Raw genomic sequence first — 18,119 nt, 5'->3', positions numbered from 1 at the left:
GTCGGGGTGCCGGTGGCCGACCCGGCGGTCGCGCTCACCGTACGGCCGGCGGAGTCGATCACCACTGCCTTGTACCGCAGGGCGGTTCCGGGTGGTACGTCCTTGCCGATGGTCTGGGTGACCTTGTACGGCGCGTGGTCGGCGGACCCGAGCGTCTTCCACGGGCCGTTGCCGGTCTGGGCGGCGAAGACGACGCGGTTGAGCTGCCCGCCCTCGACGTCGGCGCCGATCTCGACGGTGCCGGTGGCGCCGGTGGCCGGCGCCCTGAGGGCGATGGTGGGCTTGCTGGCGGGCTTGGCGAGCCCGCCGGCCGCCTTGAGGACGACCGAGGACCCGGCCGGGACCGTGACGGTGATCTTCCTGTCGGAGCCGCTGGTGAGGGACGTGTCCGTCCCGTAGATGCCCTGGAACCGCATGTCCGCGGAACCGGTAGCGAAGGTCGCCGTCTTCGCGCCCTCGGCGTTGTTGAAGGCGACGACGTATTCGGTGCCGGTCTTCGCGTCCGTACGGGAGAAGGCGTACACGCCCGCGCCGTCCGCCGCGTACCGCTCCGTCTGCACCCCGTCGGCGAGCGCGGGGTTGGCCTTGCGGAGCTCGGCGAGAGCACTGATCTGCTGATAGAGCGGTGCTCTCGTGTCGTACGCGTCGCCGGCATGGGTGCGGTCCGTGCCGATCCGGTCGTCGTCGAGGTAGTCGGCCGTACGGGACGCGAACATCGTCTGGCGGGCGTCCTTGTCCCCGCCGGAACCGGTGAAGCCCTGCTCGTCGCCGTAGTAGACGACGGGGTTGCCGCGGCTGAGGAACATCAGCTCATTGGCGAACCGGTCCTTCTTCAGCAGCTCGGCGTCGGACGCGTTCGGGTTGTCCTGCTTGAGGAAGTACCCCACACGTCCCATGTCGTGGTTGCCGAGGAAGGTGACCTGCTCATACGCGTTGGCCTTGTCGGTCGTGTACTTGTAGTCGTCGCCGAAGACGGAGGCCAGCTTCTTCGCGCTGCCGCCCTGGGAGGCGTACGACCGTGCCGCGTCCTGGAAGGGGAAGTCGAGCGTGGAGTCGAGGCGGCCCTGGGTGACGTAGGGCGCGGTGACGGACGTGTCGGCGGAGTAGACCTCACCGAACATGAAGAAGTCGTCGCGCCCTTGTTCGGCCGCGTAGGCGTCCAGGGCGGTGGCCCACTGGGTCCAGAACTCCATGTTGACGTGCTTCACGGTGTCGATCCGGAAGCCGTCGATGCCGAAGTCCCTGACCCAGCGCTGGTAGATCTTCTTCATGCCCTCGACGACCTCGGGACGCTCGGTCCACAGGTCGTCGAGGCCTGAGAAGTCTCCGTGGGCCGTCGACTCACCCGCGTACGTCGAATCGCCCCGGTTGTGGTACATCGTCGGGTCGTTGAGCCAGGACGGGACCTTGGTGTCCCGCGTGACCTTCGGCTTCCGTGGAAAGGCGGCGGCGTCGACAGCGGGGAACTCGGAAGTGCCCGCGTACTCCGCGTCGTCGAAGGGCTCGCCGTCCTTCGTCAGGTACGGGAAGGCACCCTTGGAGAGGTAGTCGTAGGACTTCTCCTCATAGTCGACGACATCGGCGGTGTGGTTGGTGATGACGTCGAAGAAGACCTTCATACCCTTGGCGTGCGCCTTGGAGACAAGGGTCTCCAAGTCCTTGTTCGTCCCGAAGTGCGGGTCGACCTGGGTGAAGTCGGTGATCCAGTAACCGTGGTAGCCGGCGGAGGCGTTGCTGCCGGTGCCCTGCACGGGCTGGTTCTTGAAGATGGGCGCCATCCAGATGGCGGTTGTCCCCAGCCCCTTGATGTAGTCGAGCCTCTGGGTCAGGCCCTTGAGGTCGCCGCCCTGGTAGAAGCCCTTGTCGGTGGGGTCGTAGCCGGTGGCGAGCCGGGAACCGGTCAGACCACCCTTGTCATTGGCGGTGCTGCCGTTGGCGAAACGGTCCGGCAGGACGAAGTAGAACTGCTCGCGGGTGAGGTCGTGGCGGCTCGCGGCCTTCGCGAGGGATGCGTCGGACGGGGGCGGAGGCGGGGTGCCGGCCCGTGCCGCGAGGGGCTGGACGAGGACCGCGGCGAGGGCGGTCACGGTGACGGCCGCGGTGACGGCCGGGGTAACGGCCGCGGCTCTTCCGGCACGGTTGGTACGGCGCGTCCGGGGCGCCGGCCATCTCGGTATCACAGGTCTGAACTCCTTGCGACTTCGGCTCGAACAGGTCCGACCCCACGCCGCGGCACGGCTCCTGCGCCGGGCGTCGCGCGACCGTATCGCCGACGAAAGCCTTGCAGCAAGAGTCGTGAAAGAAGCGGCAAGAATTTTCCACGCACGGTGATCGACCGACACCGACACCGGGTCCGGACAGCGAACCGCCCGGACCCGGTTCGCTCAGCAGCTCGACTTCCCCGCGTACACGGCCAGCGCGGTGTTGGAGCCGAGGGTCGCGGTGAGCTGACCCGAACCGTTCACCGTCACCGTCGTGTTGTTCTGCACGTTGCAGTACGTCCCCGCCGGAAGCGAGGTCTGGTACGTACGGGTCAGGGAGCCCGACTCGTGGTTGATGGCCACGTAGCCCTTGGCCCCCCGCCCGAAGGCGATGGCGTCGCCGCCGTTGTCCCACCAGTTGGTGACGGACTCCCCGCGGGTGGCATTACGGAAGGCGACCATGCGCTGGATCTCGGGCCAGGCGTGCTGGCACTTCCAGCCGTTCTGCCAGCAGGCGTTCACGGTGCCGCCGTTCGGCGGGCCGGCGTCCGTGTCGGAGAACTCGTAACCGGAGTTGATGTCGGGCGCGCCGTACGGCCAGGCAAGCATGAAGACGTTGGCCAGCGTGTAGTTGGCGTTGTCCTTGTAGCTGAGCGTGGAGCCGTTGCGCTCGGTGTCGTGGTTGTCGACGAAGACGCCCGCGACGGAGCTGCTCATATAGCCCCAGCCCTCGCCATAGTTCTTGAGGTAGGCGAGGTTCTCATTATTGAAAACGCGCTTGAGGTCGTAGGCGTAGCGGAACTCCTGGACGTCGCCGTTGCGGGTGTACTCGGTGGGCTGCACCGCCTCCCCGCTGCCGTAGATGACCTCCTGCTTCCAGTACGCGTTCGGGTTGGTCAGCCGCGACTTGATGTTGGCGAGGTCGGCGGTGTCCATGTGCTTGGCCGCGTCGATACGGAAGCCGTCGACTCCGTAGCCGAGCAGGCTGTTCATGTAGCCGGCGATCGCCGAACGGACGTACTCCTCACCGGTGTCCAGGTCGGCGAGACCGACGAGTTCGCAGTGCTGGACGTTCCAGCGGTCCTGGTAGTTGGTGATCTGAGCGGTGCAGTCGTCGAAGTCGTACGAGGAGTACAGGCCGGGGTAGTTGTACTTGCTGTACGAGGAGCCGCCCGTGCCCGTGCCGCTGCCCGCCGACATGTGGTTGATGACCGTGTCGACGACGACCTTCACTCCGGCCGCGTGGCAGGTGTTGACCATGTTCCGGAACGCGTTCGCGTCACCGAGCCGTCCGGCGATCTTGTAGCTCACCGGCTGGTACGAGGTCCACCACTGGGAGCCCTGTATGTGCTCGGCGGGCGGGGAGACCTGGACGTAGCCGTACCCGGCGGGCCCGAGGGTGTTCGTGCACTCCTTCGCCACCGAGTCGAACTTCCACTCGAAGAGAACGGCGGTGACGTCCTTGCTGCCTGGCGGGGAGGCCTGAGCAGGAGTCGGGAACATGACAAGAGCGGCTGTCGCTGCGGCTGCGGTGAACGCGGCGAGGACGCCGGAGAGGGTTCTGCTGGCCATGTGGGGGTCCTTCTTCGTCGAAGGCGCCACCGGGGGTGGCGTTGAAGGTTCTTGCTGCAAGGTGACTGAAATATTTCAGTCGAGCAGACGGTACGAGCCACTGATTCGACGGTCAACCCCTTGGGGCAGGTGAGGAATCTGCCACCGGCGGCGTTCCACCTGCTGACCCGTCCCATGCCGCGGGCTTGCCGGCGAGGGGAAGGAACAGACCTTCCGGTCGCGTCCCGCGTCGTGGTGTAGGGGATCAAGCGTTACGTGTTCCGGTACGAGGCTCCAGGTGATCTTCACCGAGCCAGCGGCCTACGAGGCGCCCTGCTGGGGCGAGTTGAGCGCCGGCTGCGCGGAGCCACCGCCGCCGGCCTGCGGTTTCCGGCGACTTGATCGGCTACACCACCCGGCGGGACGCCACCGACCTTCCCCGGCAGGGGGCGGGAGTCTGTCAGGCGGCCGCGAAACGGGGTGTGCGTAATCTCCAGTTGGTCACGAAGGTGACGGAGACAGGGCGCGCCGAGAGCGAATAGAAAACATCGGTGCCACTGAGACCAAAGATCCTGTCCGGCCCCCCGGCATTAATGCTGACGAGATGGCCGCCCGCCAAGGTTTGCATTTGCTTTTCCTGGTGCGGGAAATCCTCTGCCCACTCTCGGAAGATCCTTCCGGGGTTGGGTGCGTTCGCGCTGACTTCGCGAAGGCAGCCATGCGGCAGGCTGCCGCATCCAGGTTGCGGGTCAAGCGCGTTCGCCAGACGTGCCGCTTGTCCTCGTAACCACCGGACCGCAAGGCGCGGACTGGCTGCCTGGTAGCCGCCGAGGAACCATTCCCCGGCGTCCGGGCTTCTGACGATGGATTGACACCAGACGCAGTCAACGACATCCGCCATCACCGCCACGCTCCGGGGACGATGCGGTACGGCAGGATGACCAGAGACCGGTAGGTGAGGCGCTCGGGACGGTCTCGGAGATGACGGAATACCCAGCCCATAGCTGCGTCGGGTTCCTTGTCAGCGGGTCCGCTCTCCTCACACACGGCACACTGAAAGGCGTACGTGAGGGGTTCCACGTCGGGCTCCTCGTCCGGCGTGAGCGTACGGCCCCGGAACCGAAAGCTAGCGCGGGTCACGGTGCCCCAACCCTTCCAGGTGCTCCCTGATCAGTTGGCTCAACTCGTCAACACGTTGGCCCAAGTCAACCGTCGTCGACTGCTGTTGATCCTGTTGCTCCTGCCGCCCGCTGGGCTGCCCCTGGGGGTGGGGCTGTTCACTCATCGTTCCGCCTCCGCCGTCGCATTGGCCCGCAGCGCGGCGGCCAGCGCTCGGGCCGTCGCCACGTTGCAGCGCCCCAAGTCGATCAGCGCGAGCGGGGCAGGGCCGACGCACGAGACGGGGTCGAGCCCTAGGACGGCAGTTGCACCCCCGCCGCCTTGAGTGCGTCGCGCAACTCGTCGCACGCCCGCTCGGCGTCTCTGACCTTGTCCGGGGCCGTCTGCTGCCTGCCTGCCGTCGCCATGCGTGCTTCTCCGATTGCCTGTCACCCCGAATGGGGGTCCGCTACGTTGCGTATTCAAAGCATCGCTCTGCATGACGACGATCAACAGCCATTCATGTCCCCGGTTGCCTTTGGGGAGATGGGAGTTGCACGGTGCCCGCACGTCCACGCGAACTGACGCCGGATCGAAGCGCTCGCCATCTGTTCGGGGCGAAGATGCGCGCCTACCGAGAGCGGGCCGCCATAAGCCTTGAGAGCCTGTCAGACGTGGTAAAGATCAGCCGTAGCCATCTGTCCCGCATCGAGACAGCCGAGTCCATGCCACCTCCGTCGCTCCCGCCCGTGCTGGACGCGGCGTTCGGGACAGACGGGATCTTCGAGGAGCTGTACAAGCTCGCGAGTAAGGAGATCCATCCTGATCAGTTCCAGCGTCGAATGGAGCTGGAGGGACGAGCCACGCTCATCGAGGAGTTCAGTCCTCAGATTGTGCCGGGCATCGTGCAGACGCAGGACTACGCCCGTGCTCAGTTCTTCGTGTCCAACCCGAAGGCGACACAAGATGAGATCGAGGAACTGGTCACGGCACGCATGATTCGGCAAGCCAGGCTTGAGGCCGACCCTCCGCCGGACCTCTCCTTGATCCTCGATGAGGCAGTGCTCCGGCGCGCCTTCGGCGGACCGGCTGTCACGCGCGCACAACTGGCCCGTCTCGTTGAGATGGCGCACACACCAACCACTGTGGTTCAGGTTCTCCCATTCGAACATGGGGGACATGCATTGGCGGGAGGCTCTCTGACGCTGTGGACGTTGGACGATGGCGCGCGGGTGGCCTACGAGGAGAGCATCACGACCGGAACATTACTCGAAGACATTGGGATCGTCGCGGAACGGCAGCGGGCATACGATCTGCTCAGGGCGTGCGCCTTGTCGCCGAGTGACTCGGCGACGTTCATCCGGTCCGTTATGGAGGCACTACCGACATGAGCAGAAGCCCTGCGCTCTCCCACGCGGAGTGGGTCAAGTCGAGCTACAGCGGTAACGGAGGCGGCAACTGCGTTGAGTGGGCCCCGGCTTACGTCGACTCAGGCGTGATCCCCGTCCGTGACAGCAAGGCCCCGCACGGCCCAGCGCTCACTTTCGAGCCGTCGGCATGGTCGTCGTTCGTCGCCGCCGTCCAGCGTGACGAGTTCCGCGCCATATGACCTTGATTCGACTACATGGTGCCCCGCCACTCCACAAGGAGTAGGCGGGGCACCACCGTTGTGTGGAATGCCACGGTCGGACCTGCCGAAGCCAGCCGACCGGGTAGGGAACAGGCAGGCACTGGCGTCTACGTGTAGGAGGAACCGTCCATGCGCGTTGGGATCACCGGCCACCGAGGACTGAGCCGAGAAGTCGAACAGCGGGTTCGGCGGCTTCTCGAAGAGGCCATCAGCGAGTTCGACGCAACCGAGTTGGTCGGTATCTCATGCATCGCGGACGGTCCGGACGCATGGTTCGCCGAAGCGGTACTCAAGTACGGGGGAGGCCTCGAAGTCGTCGTGCCCGCAGGACAGTACCGCGAGAACCTTCCCGAAAACCACTGGCCGGTCTACGACGAGCTAATGCACCAGGCGGCGGAAGTGCACCACACCGGCATGACGGCCTCGGACTCCCAAGCGCACATGGCGGGCAGTGAAATCCTCGTCGGCCTGGCCGACGAACTGTTCGCTGTCTGGGACGGCAAGCCGGCGTGGGGGTACGGCGGCACAGCCGACGTCGTGTCCTGTTCCCAGCGGAACGGGGTCCCAGTACGGGTGCTCTGGCCAGAAGGCGCGACCCGGGGGTAGACAACCGTTCACGCAAGGCGCGGAGCTTACGCTTCTTCGCCTTGGCTCGCTTCTCCGTCCCTCACCTGATGTGCGCTGGATGGCAGCGTGGTGAAGACTGCCAGGGGCCCAGGTACCGGTGCTGGAGCATCACTGTGTCGGTGTTGACAGCGCCAGCACGATTGCATGCAATACCTCCGCTTTGGCTGCACTCGGTACCTCGTGGGCGATATGCCGAGCGTGGTCGGGATCGGTCAGGGCCACGGCCTGGGCGACACTGGACAGTACCTTCGTACGGGAAGAACTGCCGGAAATTGTATTCGCAATGCGTTCTGCACGGGCCGGGTCACTGGCGGCTAACGCAGCGGCAACATTTACAAGTGCCCCCTCCCTGCGGTATTTGTCACTGATTGTGTTCGCGATGCGTTCGGCTTCATCGGGGTCATGCGCAGCCAGCGCCTTCGCCACAGACATGAGCGCATGCTCCCTTTCGGTCTCGCGGGCCATCGCGTTCGCAATACGTTCGGCTCGAGTGGAGTCATGGACAGCCACCGCCGTTACCACGGAGATGAGCGCTTTTCCCTTCTCGCGCGTGACCATATTCGCGGCCTGCTCCGCTTGGTCGATCCAACGCAAAGCACGTTCGGAGTCACTGGTGGCCACCCCTTGAGCCATGGCGGTTAGTACCGTCACTTGTGAGTGCTTATTGGTGATTGCGTTCGCGATGCGTTCCGCTCGGTCCGGGTCGTGAGCAGCTACCGCCGTGGCGACAGTGGCCAGCACACTCTCTTTCGTGGCCTTTTGGGCTATCGCGTTCGCGATGCGTTCGGCTCGGTCGGGGTCATGGGCAGCCACCGCCTGAGCTACGGAGATGAGTGCAGGGACAGCATTTACAGACACGAGCTCTGGCCATTTTTTGCGCTGACTGATAATTGCGTTCGCAATGTTCTCGGCCCGGCCCGGGTCACTGGCGGCAACTGCCGTGACCACAGCGCTGAGCGCCGGCCACCTGTAGTACTTGTCGGTGATTGTGTGCGCAATGCGTTCGGCCCGGCCCGGGTCAATGGCGGCCACCGCCGTGACCACAGCGCTGAGCGCCGGCCACCTGTTGGGCTTCCTGGTGATTGTGTCCGCGATACGTTCGGCTCGGTCCGGATCACTAGAAGCCACCACCTTTGACACAGCGGTGAGCGTCGGCCACTTAACATCCATGTCAGTGATTGTGTTCGCAATGCGTTCGGCTTGGCCGGGGTCGTGAGCAGCCGCCGCCGTGGCCACAGCGCTGAGCGCTCGCCATCTCTGGTAGTTGCTGGTGATTGTATTCGCGATACCTTCGGCCCGGCCCGGCGCACTGGAGGCCACCGCCGTGGCCACACTTGTGAGCGCATTATCCTTTGCGCTCGCCACCTGAGTGGTCCTTCGCGCAGTCTGTTCCGCCTGATCGATCAAGCGCCCAGCGCGTTCGGGGTTATTTCTGATCACTGCAAAAGCCACAGCGATTAGTGCGCGTACTTGAGCGTACCCGTCAGCGATCGTGGCGATAGCACGTTCTGCCTGATCGATCAGCCGCCCTCCGCACTCGCCGTCAGGGGAGGCCCCCGCCACGGCGGCCACCTGTGCCAGCGCACGAGCTCTCCACTGTGCATCACTGATCGTGTTCGCGATACGTTCGGCGTGCCTAAGACGATCGAGCAATTCCAGGCCAAGCCCAGGTTCAGATTCTCCACCGTCAGCCACCGCCACTGCGACGCCCGCTTCAGGTGCAGACTGGATGTTCCGCACCAATCCGAGCAGGTCCGCGGTGTGCGTACCGCATTGCTGCGGCACCGGCAAGCCTTCGGCACGCAGCCGAGTATGCAAGTGGCGGTAGATATCTCCCAGACTGATCATCGATCCGGCAGTTGGACTGCCGGCGCTCAGCAACGTCAACAGCCGCTCTGTGAATGCCGTATGCCGTTCTCCGGGCAGGACAACTGAGGTTCGGTTCGCTGGGGATGAAGTCAGCGTGTAGGTCCCAGCGGCCTCAAGTTCGCCGAGAACCGCCTCGTCGTCACCAGCGAGCGTTTCCCCGATCGCCCGTCCACTGAAACAGCTGTCGAGGATCACTACTCTGCTCGTGGCCCTGCTCTCCATGCACGCATCGCGCACCGCCTCGAACGGTAGTGCAGTGAATGCCAATTGATTGTGCCGCGTCGCGGCCAGGCTCAGATACAACTCCCGGCGCCGCGGGCCGAGCAGCCCGTGTCCGCTGTAGTAGAACAGCAGCAAATCCTCTGCCTCTTCAGCGGCACTGACCAAGGCATCACCAACCTGCGCCACACTGGCTGCCGGAGGAACTGCGATGCATTTGAAGGGGCTGAAGCCGCCCAGCCTGTTGTCAGTGAATACCCCAACCAGATCGCTGATGTTGTGGGCGATCACCGGTACGTCCGGCAACTGCGGGTCCTCGTACGAAGCCGTACCAACCAACACAATCCTTGACCGAGCCGGATCGACGGCCTGCTCTCTCATTCGGGCCGCCCGAGTGCCTCTCGCACAAGGGTCTCGACGTCGTCCACGCGCTTGGCGTCGATTTCTACAGTGCGCCCGTCTGGTGAACTGACTGTGACCCGCACATCGGAGCGGCGTGGCAGAGCCAGGAATGCCTTGAGCGATGCGGCGAGCACGCTCAGCGCACCGCCGCTGCCCACAGCAACCACCAGCACAGCGGTAAGCGACCCCAGCTGGCCCGGCTCTGGCGTGTCCCTACCGCTGACCAGACCGCGAAGCTCAAGCTCCTGGCCCAGCCAATCAGACAGCTCCGCAAGCCCTTCGACCGGATCATCGCACTCAACCGACAGCCACACGTCAGACATCTAGGCTCCCTCATATTTGACGTGCGATCAGTATGGCCTCGTTCGTGGCTTTTCACTCAGCAAACGGCCGCGCTGACCGAGCCCCCAGGGGGCGACCGTAGATGGCTACGAGAACCGCCTTGAGCGGCCGTCAGCCGACTGCCCACCACACAGTCGTGTCCCCCGCCACCGTCGCCTCGTCATCCCCCGACGCGACGGTCACCTCGCCACTCGCGACCAGGACCCGCCCGTACGCCGGGATCCGTACCGCCTCACCTGTCGTGTTCGCGACGCACACGAAGCCGCCGCGGCGGAAGGCGAGGACGCCCTCGGGGGCCTTCAGCCAGTCCACCGAGTCGCCCGCGCCCAGGTCGGGCTGTTCGCGGCGGACGGCGAGCATGGTGCGGTAGAGCTCCAGGGTCGAGTCCGGCTCGCCCGTCTGTGCCTCCACACTCAGTTCGCCCCAGCCCGCAGGCTGCGGAAGCCACGAGCCGCCCGTTCCGAAGCCGTACGACGAGCCCTCGCGCGTCCACGGGATCGGCACCCGGCAGCCGTCGCGGAAGCCGTCCTGTCCGGCGCCCCGGAAGTACGCGGGGTCCTGGCGCACCTCGTCCGGCAGGTCCACCACGTCGGGCAGGCCCAGTTCCTCGCCCTGGTAGATGTACGCCGAGCCGGGCAGGGCCAGCATCAGCAGCGTGGCCGCGCGTGCCCTGCGCAGGCCCAGCTCACGGTCGCCCGCCGAGCGGATCTGTGTGCCGAGGCCCGCCTCGTTGGCGAACCGCGTGGCGTGGCGGGTGACGTCGTGGTTCGACAGCACCCAGGTCGCGGGGGCGCCGACCGGGCGCATCGAATCCAGGGTGCGGTCGATGACGGAGCGGAGCTCGGCGGCGTCCCAGTGGGTGCTCAGGTACTGGAAGTTGAAGGCCTGGTGCAGTTCGTCGGGGCGTACGTAGTTCGCGGTGCGCTCGACCGTCGGGGTCCAGGCCTCCGCCACGAAGACGCGTTCTCCGGCGTATTCGTCCAGGACCAGCCGCCACTGGCGGTAGATCTCGTGCACGCCGTCCTGGTCGAAGAACGGCATGACATCGTTGCCCAGCAGCTTGACCTGCTCGTGGCCTCCGATGTCCGGCAGTCCGGCCTCCTTCACCAGGCCGTGGGCGACGTCGATACGGAAGCCGTCGACGCCCATGTCCAGCCAGAAGCGGAGGATCGAGCGGAACTCGTCGCCGACCGCCGGGTGGTCCCAGTTGAAGTCGGGCTGCTCGGGCGCGAAGAGGTGCAGGTACCACTCGCCGGGCGTGCCGTCCGGTTCGGTGACGCGTGTCCACGCCGGGCCGCCGAAGATGGACTCCCAGTCGTTGGGCGGGAACTCGCCGGCCGCTCCCTTGCCGGGGCGGAAGTGGTAGCGCTCCCGCAGCGGGGAGCCGGGGCCGTCCGCGAGCGCCCGCTTGAACCACTCGTGCTGGTCGGAGGAGTGGTTGGGGACCAGGTCGACGATGATCCTCAGGCCCAGCGCGTGGGCGTCGCGGATCAGGGCGTCGGCGTCGAGGAGGTTGCCGAACATGGGGTCGACGGCGCGGTAGTCGGCCACGTCGTAGCCGGCGTCGGCCTGCGGCGAGGAGTAGAAGGGGGACAGCCAGACGGCGTCCACACCCAGGTCGCGCAGGTACGGCAGGCGGGAGCGTACGCCCTCCAGGTCGCCCATGCCGTCGCCGTCGCTGTCCGCGAAGCTGCGCGGGTACACCTGGTAGATCACCGCGTCGCGCCACCAGTCGCGGTGTCCGGCGACGGTGGCGAGGGCTGTCGTCGAGGAGAGGGCCGGGGACGGGGCAGGGTCGGCGGAGTGCTGGCTCATATCGTCCTTGTGCGTAGTCGAGGTCGGGTTCGGGTCATCGGGGTCTCGGGGCGGGGTGACCGGACGGCAAGGCACCGGCAAGGCACGCGGGAGTCGGTCCGGGGAGCGTCAGCCCTTCGTGCCGCCCGCCGTCAGCCCCGTCACCAGGTTCTTCTGCACGAGGTAGAAGAACGCCGAGACGGGAACGGCGACCAGCACGGCTGTCGCCGCCATGTACTGGCGCTGTGCGTCGTGCTCGCTGACGAAGCTCTGCAGACCGACCGCGAAGGTGTACTTCGTGTCGGACAGCATGAACGTCGAGGCGAAGGCGACCTCACCGAACGCGGTGATGAAGCTGTAGAACGCGGCGACCGCGAGGCCCGGTTTGGCCAGCGGCAGGATCAGCCGCGCGAACGTGCCGAAGGGGGTCAGCCCGTCGACGCGTCCCGCCTCGTCGATCTCGAACGGGATCGTGTCGAAGTAGCCCTTGAGGAGCCAGGCGCAGTACGGCACGGCGGTCGAGCAGTAGACGAGGACGAGGCCAAGGTAACTGTCGATGAGCTGGAGTTCCGACAGAATCTGGTACATCGGCACGATCAGTACGGCGATCGGGAACATCTGGGTCATCAGCAGTACCCACATGAACTTCTTGTAACCCGGAAAGCGCATGCGCGAGACGGCGTAGCCGGTCGTCGCGGCGACCAGGACACCGATCACCGTGGTGCCGAGCGAGACGACGAGCGTGCTCGTCAGCCAGTCGAAGAACCTGGTCTCCTGGAGCACGAAGACGTAGTTGTCGAGCGTCATCTTCCCGAAGATCCGCCCCGGGTGGAGATAGTCGTCCTTGTCCGGGCCGAGGGACAGGAAGACCAGCCAGGCGACCGGGAAGAGCGCGATGAGGCTCGCGACGACGAGGACGCCGTGCGTGGCGAGCCGGGCGCCGGGGCTCTGCTCACCGCGCCGGCGCGCCTTGCGCGGCGCGGCGGTGGAGGGGGCCTGGTCCGCCGCGGAGGAGGTCAGACGGGTCGTGGTGCTCATGGGGGGCTCCTGCCTCAGTTCGCGAGCTGCGGCTCGTCGCGGTTCAGCCAGCGGCGGTAGAAGGCGGTGAAGACGACCAGGACGGAGAGGAGCAGCATGCCGTACGCGGCCGACTGCGCGAAGTCGCGCGGCTGCTGGCCGAAGCCCAGGTAGTACGCCCAGGTCACGAGGATGTCGGCGTCCGGGGCGGTACCGCCGAACAGCAGGAAGATGATCGCGAACTGGTTGAAGGTCCAGATCACGCCGAGCAGTACGACGGTGGAGCTGACGGACCTCAGGCCCGGCAGGGTGACGAACCGGAACCGCTGCCAGGCGCTCGCGCCGTCCATCTCGGCGGCCTCGTAGAGGGACGTGTCGATGGACTGCAGTCCGCCGAGCAGCGAGAGCATCATGAACGGCACACCGCACCAGGTGTTGACCATGATCGCGGCGAACCGCTGCCAGAAGGTGTCCTCCAGCCACAGGGGTGTCGGCAGATGGAGGGCGTCGAGGGCCGAGTTGATGAGGCCGGTGTCGGCCAGCATGAAGCGCCAGCCGAAGACGGTGACGAAGGTGGGCACGGCCCACGGCAGGACCAGGACGAGGCGGTAGAGGGTCCGGCCGCGGATTCTCTGGTTGAGCAGCAGCGCGAGGCCGAGGCCGATGACGTAGTGGAGCGTCACACAGGCGGCCGTCCAGACGATCGTCCAAATGAAGTGCGACCAGAACCGGTCGTACGCGGTGTCGCCCCACAGGATGTCGGCGTAGTTGTCGAGGCCGATGAACGTGTAGGTGGCCTCGATCCGGTTGACGCCGATGGTGCGGGCCGAGTTGAGGCTGTCGGCGTCGGTGAGCGACAGGTAGAAGCCGTACACCAGGGGGTAGAGCACGAGGACGCCGAGCACGAGGGCCACGGGGGCGATCATGGCGTACGCGTACCAGTACTTCTGGTACGTGTGCTTCAGACGCGTCAGCGGACCGGGGCGCGGCGTCCGCTCACCGCGACGCTTGCCGGTCGCGCGGTCGATGGCGACTGTCATGGGTGGGACACCTTCTGGAAGATCCGGACTGGAGGTCCGGGCTGGAGGTCCGGGCTGGAGATCCTGGCTGGAGATCCTGGCTGGAGATCCTGGCTGGAGATCCGGGGCACTGGCTCTACGGCGCTGCGGAGCGCCTGGGTACAGGCCGGTGACCGCCGGGTCCGTCCCCCGCAATCGGCGGACCCGGCGGCCGTTCGTCGGTCACTTGCTGAAGTCGGGGACCAGCTTCGCGATCGCGGTCTCGGCGTTGCCCAGGCCCTTGTCGAGGGACTCCTTGCCGCCGGCGATCTGGTTCAGCTCGGTGTCGAGGGGGCCCCAGAGGGAGCTGTACTCGGGCAGGGCCGGGCGCGGCTGGGCGGCGGGGAGGACGGCCTGGTAGCCGGCGATGCCCGGGTCGGCCTTGACCTCGGCGGTGTAGGCGTCGTCGCGCGTGGGGAGCGTGGAGTTCTTCAGCGCGATGGTCTCCTGGGCCTTCGCCGAGGTCATGAAGTTCACCAACTTCAGCGCGGCCTGCTGGTGGGCCTTGTCCGAGCCCGCGTACACGGAGAGGTTGTGGCCGCCGGTCGGGGCGCCCGCCTTGCCGGTGGAGCCGGCCGGGACGGTGGCGATGCCGAGGTTGGCCTTGTCCTTGAAGGCCGAGCCCGCGTAGAAGTTCGTGATCTCCCAGGGGCCCTGGATGATCGAGGCGACCTTGCCGCTGACGAACGCCTCCTGGATGTGGGCGTAGGCGTCGGCGGTGGTGTCGGCCTTGTGCAGGCCCTTGCCGTCGAAGAGGCCCTGCCAGGTCTCGTAGCCCTTCTTGGCGGCGGGCGAGGTGACAGTGATCTTCTTGGCGTCGGCGTCGACGGTGTCGGCGCCCTCGCCGTAGAGGAAGCTCTGGGCGTAGTAGGCCTGGGTGGAGCCCCAGTACCCGTCGACGCCGGTCTTGTCCTTGATCGTGGCGGCGGCCTTCTTCAGGTCGTCCCAGGTCGTGGGGGCTTCCTTGATGCCGGCCTCCTCGAAGAGGGCCTTGTTGTAGACGAGCGCGAGGGTGTCGGTGGTGAACGGGACGCCGTACGTCTTGCCCTCGTACGTGGCCTGCTCGATCAGGCTGGCCTGGAACTTGCTCCGGTCGGCGAGGGCCTCGGTGCCGTCCAGCGGCAGGAAAAAGCCCTTCTTGGCGAAGGCGGGTGTCCAGCCGACCTCGGAGCGCAGGACGTCGGGGGCGCCCTTGGAGCCGGCGGCCGTGTCGAACTTGTTCTGCGCCTGGTCGAAGGGGACGTTGACGAACTCGACCTTGATGTCCTTGTTGGCCTTCTCGAACTCCTTGACCAGGGCCTTGTACGTCGGCGCCTCATTGGTGGCGTTGGACGTGTCCCACCACGTGATGGTGACCGGACCGTCGGCGTCGCCACCGCTGTCGGTTCCGCCGCAGGCCGTCGCCGCCAGGGCGAGGGACGCCACCAGCGCGGTGGCCGCTATGCCACGCCGCATGAGTTCTCCTTGAGGGTGAGGTCCCCCCGTTCGTCGTTGAGAGAGGGGGGAGGCCGCCGGGCGACGTGAACGTAACAGCGTTGCAATCGCCGCGAAAGACCTTGCAGCAAAAAAGTGCAAGGGATCGCGAGAGTTACCTGCGCGTGACCCGCGATCGACCGCTTCGAGACCGTGATTCCGCGGGCTTGGCGGGTTCTCGGCCACTTGTGCAAGGCGCTGCAAGCACTTGCCATACGTTTCCGAGGCGAGGATCATCCGTTGCGGACCGGACCACGACCAGAATCACGAGGGACCGCGATGACGCAGCAGCCCGCAGCGGGCCGCACACCCGCCCGCACCCGGCGCCGGGCCGGTGGGCAAGCGGAGACCCGGCCGGTACAGTCCGGTGCTGTGACCACACGGCTTGCCGACATCGCGGCCCAGGCGGGGGTCAGCGAGGCGACGGTCAGTCGCGTCCTGAACGGGAAGCCGGGCGTCGCCGCGACCACCCGCCAGTCCGTGCTCGCCGCGCTCGACGTCCTGGGCTACGAGCGGCCCGTGCGGCTGCGGCAGCGCAGCGCCGGCCTGGTCGGCCTGATCACTCCCGAGCTGGAGAACCCGATATTCCCGGCGCTGGCCCAGGTCATCGGCCAGGCGCTGACCCGGCAGGGCTACACCCCGGTGCTGGCCACCCAGACGCCCGGCGGCTCCACCGAGGACGAGCTGACGGAGATGCTGGTGGACCGCGGGGTCGCCGGGATCATCTACGTCTCGGGACTGCACGCGGACACGACCGCCGACACGCAGCGCTACGAGCAACTGCGCGCCCAGGGCGTCCCCTTCGTCCTCGTCGACGGCTTCTCACCGAAGGTCCAGGCCCCCTTCATCTCACCGGACGACCGCGCGGCCATGACCCTCGCGGTCACCCACCTCGTCTCCCTCGGCCACACCCGCATCGGCCTCGCCCTGGGACCGAAGCGCTTCGTGCCGGTGCAACGCAAGATCGAGGGCTTCGTACGCACGATGCAGGACCAGTTGGGCCTGCCGTCGGAGACCATCGAGACGGAACTCGTCCAGCACTCGCTGTACACCCTGGAGGGCGGCCAGGCGGCGGCGACCGCGCTCATCGACCGGGACTGCACGGCGGTGGTGTGCGCGAGCGACATGATGGCGCTGGGTGCGATACGGGCGGCGCGGCAGCGGAGCCTGGAGGTGCCGCGGGACGTCTCGGTCGTCGGCTTCGACGACTCCCCCCTGATCGCCTTCACGGACCCGCCGCTGACCACGATCCGCAAGCCGGTCCCGGCCATGGGCCAGGCCGCCGTCCGCACGCTCCTGGAGGAGATCGGCGGGACACCGGCACCCCACAGTGAGTTCGTGTTCATGCCGGAACTGGTGGTGCGCGGTTCGACCGCTTCGGCCCCTGGGGACCGGTCTCGTCCCTAGGTTGGAGGACCGAGGGACCGCACCGGTACGCAGGCAGGAGGCGTCCACAGCCGTCTACGACGAACACCGTGCGTCCAGGACCCGACCAGCGGATGATCTGCGGGAGAAGTCTCTTCTGGCAGACTCTCTGCCCATGGGTGACACGACCGTGACGACACCGAGTGGCCGGCAGTCGGCCGCTCGACGCCCCGTCGCGGACGAGCCGGCGGAACAGTCCGTTCTTTCTCGCTTGCGCACCCCTCGCCGCCCCCGCTTCTGGTTCGAGATCCTGCTGATCGCGGTGAGCTACTGGACGTACTCACTGATCCGCAACGCGGTGCCGGAGCAGAAGCAGGAGGCCCTCAGCAACGCCGACTGGATCTGGAAGGCGGAGCAACGCCTCGGGATCGCGGTCGAGGACTCGCTGAACCACGCCGTGAACTCGGTGAAGTGGCTGGTCGTCGGCATGAACTACTACTACGCGACCCTGCACTTCGTGGTGACGCTCGGCGTCCTGGTCTGGCTCTACCGCCGTCACCCCGGTCGTTACGCGGCCACGCGCCTGGTGCTCTTCGCGACGACGGCCGTGGCGCTGGTGGGCTACTACTTCTACCCGCTGGCCCCGCCCCGCCTGATGACGAACGGCGGCTTCGTCGACACGGTCCTCGTCCACCAGACCTGGGGCTCCATGGCCTCCGGGGACCTGAAACACATGTCGAACCAGTACGCCGCGATGCCCTCCATGCACATCGGCTGGTCCGCGTGGTGCGGGCTGACGATCTACGCGCTCGCCTCGGTCCCCTGGGGCCGCGTCCTGGGCCTCCTCTACCCGGCGACCACCCTCGTCGTCATCGTCGCCACCGCCAACCACTTCTGGCTCGACGCGGTCGGCGGCCTGCTCTGCCTCACCTTCGGCTATCTGGTGGCCCGCGTCTGGTACGGGGCGTTGCCGGTTCCCTCCGGGGGGCCGGCGGGTCGGTCTCGTCTGCCGGGTTCGGTCGGTGACCGGCTGCGGGTTCGTGGTGGCTGGTCGCGCAGTTCCCCGCGCCCCTGAAAAAGCACGGGCGCCCGTGTCCGCACCCCGCACCGCAGCGCCAGCCGCGCACGCACCCCGACCAGCACCGCCAGCCGCGCACGCACCCCGACCAGCACCGCCAGCCGCGCACGCACCCCGACCAGCACCGCCAGCCGCGCACGCACCCCGACCAGCACCGCCAGCGGCGTACGCACCCCGACGCACCGGTAGACGCGTACGCACGGCAGGGGGTGTGCCGGGAGGTGTCCGCCCGCAGTGGCCGGCGTCCGCCGCCGGGCATCTGACTCCCCCACAGACCCGCCGGACCGAGGACGGAGACCTCCCGGCGCGCACCCGACCCACGACGAAACCGCAGGCGCCCCAGCCACGACGGCGGGAAAGCCATCCACGGGCCCCGAACACCCCAACCCGCAAGC

The 18,119-nt window shown here is 66.9% G+C and carries 15 protein-coding genes; 5 read left to right on the top strand and 10 right to left on the bottom strand.

Annotated elements, in window-relative coordinates:
* From FPZ41_RS34850 to FPZ41_RS50630, 4 genes are all read right to left on the bottom strand, one after another.
* A partial coding sequence (locus FPZ41_RS34850) for an alpha-amylase family glycosyl hydrolase (RefSeq protein ID WP_322621102.1) occupies nt 1-2,180 on the bottom strand: 2,180 nt, incomplete at its 3' end.
* Between the two features lie 204 nt (nt 2,181-2,384).
* Nucleotides 2,385-3,773, bottom strand: coding sequence for an alpha-amylase (locus tag FPZ41_RS34845; protein ID WP_152867584.1), 1,389 nt, complete (start codon nt 3,771-3,773; stop codon nt 2,385-2,387).
* Between the two features lie 439 nt (nt 3,774-4,212).
* On the bottom strand, nt 4,213-4,653 hold the full coding sequence (locus FPZ41_RS34840; protein WP_152867583.1) for a hypothetical protein: 441 nt from the start codon (nt 4,651-4,653) through the stop codon (nt 4,213-4,215).
* Nucleotides 4,653-4,892, bottom strand: a complete 240-nt coding sequence (locus FPZ41_RS50630; RefSeq protein ID WP_456154450.1) for a DUF7848 domain-containing protein — start codon at nt 4,890-4,892, stop codon at nt 4,653-4,655. The genes FPZ41_RS34840 and FPZ41_RS50630 overlap by 1 nt, the downstream gene beginning before the upstream one ends.
* A 518-nt stretch (nt 4,893-5,410) precedes the next feature.
* Between FPZ41_RS50630 and FPZ41_RS34825 the strand changes: the two genes are divergently transcribed.
* From FPZ41_RS34825 to FPZ41_RS34815, 3 genes are all read left to right on the top strand, one after another.
* A complete protein-coding gene (locus FPZ41_RS34825; protein WP_322621101.1) occupies nt 5,411-6,241 on the top strand; it encodes a helix-turn-helix domain-containing protein in 831 nt (276 codons plus the stop codon).
* Nucleotides 6,238-6,459 (top strand): DUF397 domain-containing protein, encoded by a 222-nt coding sequence (locus tag FPZ41_RS34820; protein ID WP_152867581.1) that lies wholly within the window; start codon nt 6,238-6,240, stop codon nt 6,457-6,459. Before FPZ41_RS34825 ends, FPZ41_RS34820 begins: the two co-directional genes overlap by 4 nt.
* Before the next feature lie 150 nt (nt 6,460-6,609).
* On the top strand, nt 6,610-7,086 hold the full coding sequence (locus tag FPZ41_RS34815) for a hypothetical protein (protein WP_152867580.1): 477 nt from the start codon (nt 6,610-6,612) through the stop codon (nt 7,084-7,086).
* Nucleotides 7,087-7,215: 129 nt separating this feature from the next.
* On the opposite strand, the gene FPZ41_RS34810 is transcribed toward FPZ41_RS34815, so the two are convergent.
* The 6 genes from FPZ41_RS34810 to FPZ41_RS34785 form a co-directional block, all read right to left on the bottom strand.
* On the bottom strand, nt 7,216-9,576 hold the full coding sequence (locus FPZ41_RS34810; RefSeq protein WP_152867579.1) for a caspase family protein: 2,361 nt from the start codon (nt 9,574-9,576) through the stop codon (nt 7,216-7,218).
* A complete protein-coding gene (locus FPZ41_RS34805) occupies nt 9,573-9,920 on the bottom strand; it encodes an effector-associated constant component EACC1 (RefSeq protein WP_152867578.1) in 348 nt (115 codons plus the stop codon). The genes FPZ41_RS34810 and FPZ41_RS34805 overlap by 4 nt, the downstream gene beginning before the upstream one ends.
* A gap of 130 nt (nt 9,921-10,050) precedes the next feature.
* Nucleotides 10,051-11,754 (bottom strand): glycoside hydrolase family 13 protein, encoded by a 1,704-nt coding sequence (locus FPZ41_RS34800; RefSeq protein ID WP_152867577.1) that lies wholly within the window; start codon nt 11,752-11,754, stop codon nt 10,051-10,053.
* 108 nt (nt 11,755-11,862) lie between these two features.
* Complete coding sequence (locus FPZ41_RS34795; RefSeq protein WP_152867576.1) at nt 11,863-12,771, bottom strand: sugar ABC transporter permease; 909 nt, start codon at nt 12,769-12,771, stop codon at nt 11,863-11,865.
* A gap of 14 nt (nt 12,772-12,785) precedes the next feature.
* Nucleotides 12,786-13,790, bottom strand: a complete 1,005-nt coding sequence (locus FPZ41_RS34790) for a carbohydrate ABC transporter permease (RefSeq protein WP_131559134.1) — start codon at nt 13,788-13,790, stop codon at nt 12,786-12,788.
* Nucleotides 13,791-13,991: 201 nt separating this feature from the next.
* Complete coding sequence (locus tag FPZ41_RS34785; protein ID WP_152867575.1) at nt 13,992-15,263, bottom strand: extracellular solute-binding protein; 1,272 nt, start codon at nt 15,261-15,263, stop codon at nt 13,992-13,994.
* A gap of 390 nt (nt 15,264-15,653) precedes the next feature.
* Between FPZ41_RS34785 and FPZ41_RS34780 the strand changes: the two genes are divergently transcribed.
* Together FPZ41_RS34780 and FPZ41_RS34775 are read left to right on the top strand one after the other, a co-directional pair.
* A complete protein-coding gene (locus tag FPZ41_RS34780) occupies nt 15,654-16,688 on the top strand; it encodes a LacI family DNA-binding transcriptional regulator (RefSeq protein WP_322621100.1) in 1,035 nt (344 codons plus the stop codon).
* Nucleotides 16,689-16,821: 133 nt separating this feature from the next.
* Nucleotides 16,822-17,721 (top strand): phosphatase PAP2 family protein, encoded by a 900-nt coding sequence (locus tag FPZ41_RS34775; RefSeq protein ID WP_152867573.1) that lies wholly within the window; start codon nt 16,822-16,824, stop codon nt 17,719-17,721.
* Nucleotides 17,722-18,119: the final 398 nt, after the last annotated feature.

The sequence above is a fragment of the Streptomyces acidicola genome, from assembly GCF_009377235.1.
In the GTDB taxonomy this organism is placed as follows: Bacteria; Actinomycetota; Actinomycetes; order Streptomycetales; family Streptomycetaceae; genus Streptomyces; species Streptomyces acidicola.
The sequence above is the reverse complement of the archived record's forward strand: the minus strand, read 5'-3'. Positions and strand labels throughout refer to the sequence as shown.

What these genes read in the sequence shown, in the direction of transcription:
- FPZ41_RS34845 (WP_152867584.1), bottom strand. Translation starts at nt 3,773, where the DNA reads ATGGCCAGCAGAACCCTCTCCGGCGTCCTCGCCGCGTTCACCGCAGCC.
- FPZ41_RS34840 (WP_152867583.1), bottom strand. Translation starts at nt 4,653, where the DNA reads ATGGCGGATGTCGTTGACTGCGTCTGGTGTCAATCCATCGTCAGAAGC.
- FPZ41_RS34820 (WP_152867581.1), top strand. Translation starts at nt 6,238, where the DNA reads ATGAGCAGAAGCCCTGCGCTCTCCCACGCGGAGTGGGTCAAGTCGAGC.
- FPZ41_RS34815 (WP_152867580.1), top strand. Translation starts at nt 6,610, where the DNA reads ATGCGCGTTGGGATCACCGGCCACCGAGGACTGAGCCGAGAAGTCGAA.
- FPZ41_RS34810 (WP_152867579.1), bottom strand. Translation starts at nt 9,576, where the DNA reads ATGAGAGAGCAGGCCGTCGATCCGGCTCGGTCAAGGATTGTGTTGGTT.
- FPZ41_RS34805 (WP_152867578.1), bottom strand. Translation starts at nt 9,920, where the DNA reads ATGTCTGACGTGTGGCTGTCGGTTGAGTGCGATGATCCGGTCGAAGGG.
- FPZ41_RS34800 (WP_152867577.1), bottom strand. Translation starts at nt 11,754, where the DNA reads ATGAGCCAGCACTCCGCCGACCCTGCCCCGTCCCCGGCCCTCTCCTCG.
- FPZ41_RS34795 (WP_152867576.1), bottom strand. Translation starts at nt 12,771, where the DNA reads ATGAGCACCACGACCCGTCTGACCTCCTCCGCGGCGGACCAGGCCCCC.
- FPZ41_RS34790 (WP_131559134.1), bottom strand. Translation starts at nt 13,790, where the DNA reads ATGACAGTCGCCATCGACCGCGCGACCGGCAAGCGTCGCGGTGAGCGG.
- FPZ41_RS34785 (WP_152867575.1), bottom strand. Translation starts at nt 15,263, where the DNA reads ATGCGGCGTGGCATAGCGGCCACCGCGCTGGTGGCGTCCCTCGCCCTG.
- FPZ41_RS34775 (WP_152867573.1), top strand. Translation starts at nt 16,822, where the DNA reads ATGGGTGACACGACCGTGACGACACCGAGTGGCCGGCAGTCGGCCGCT.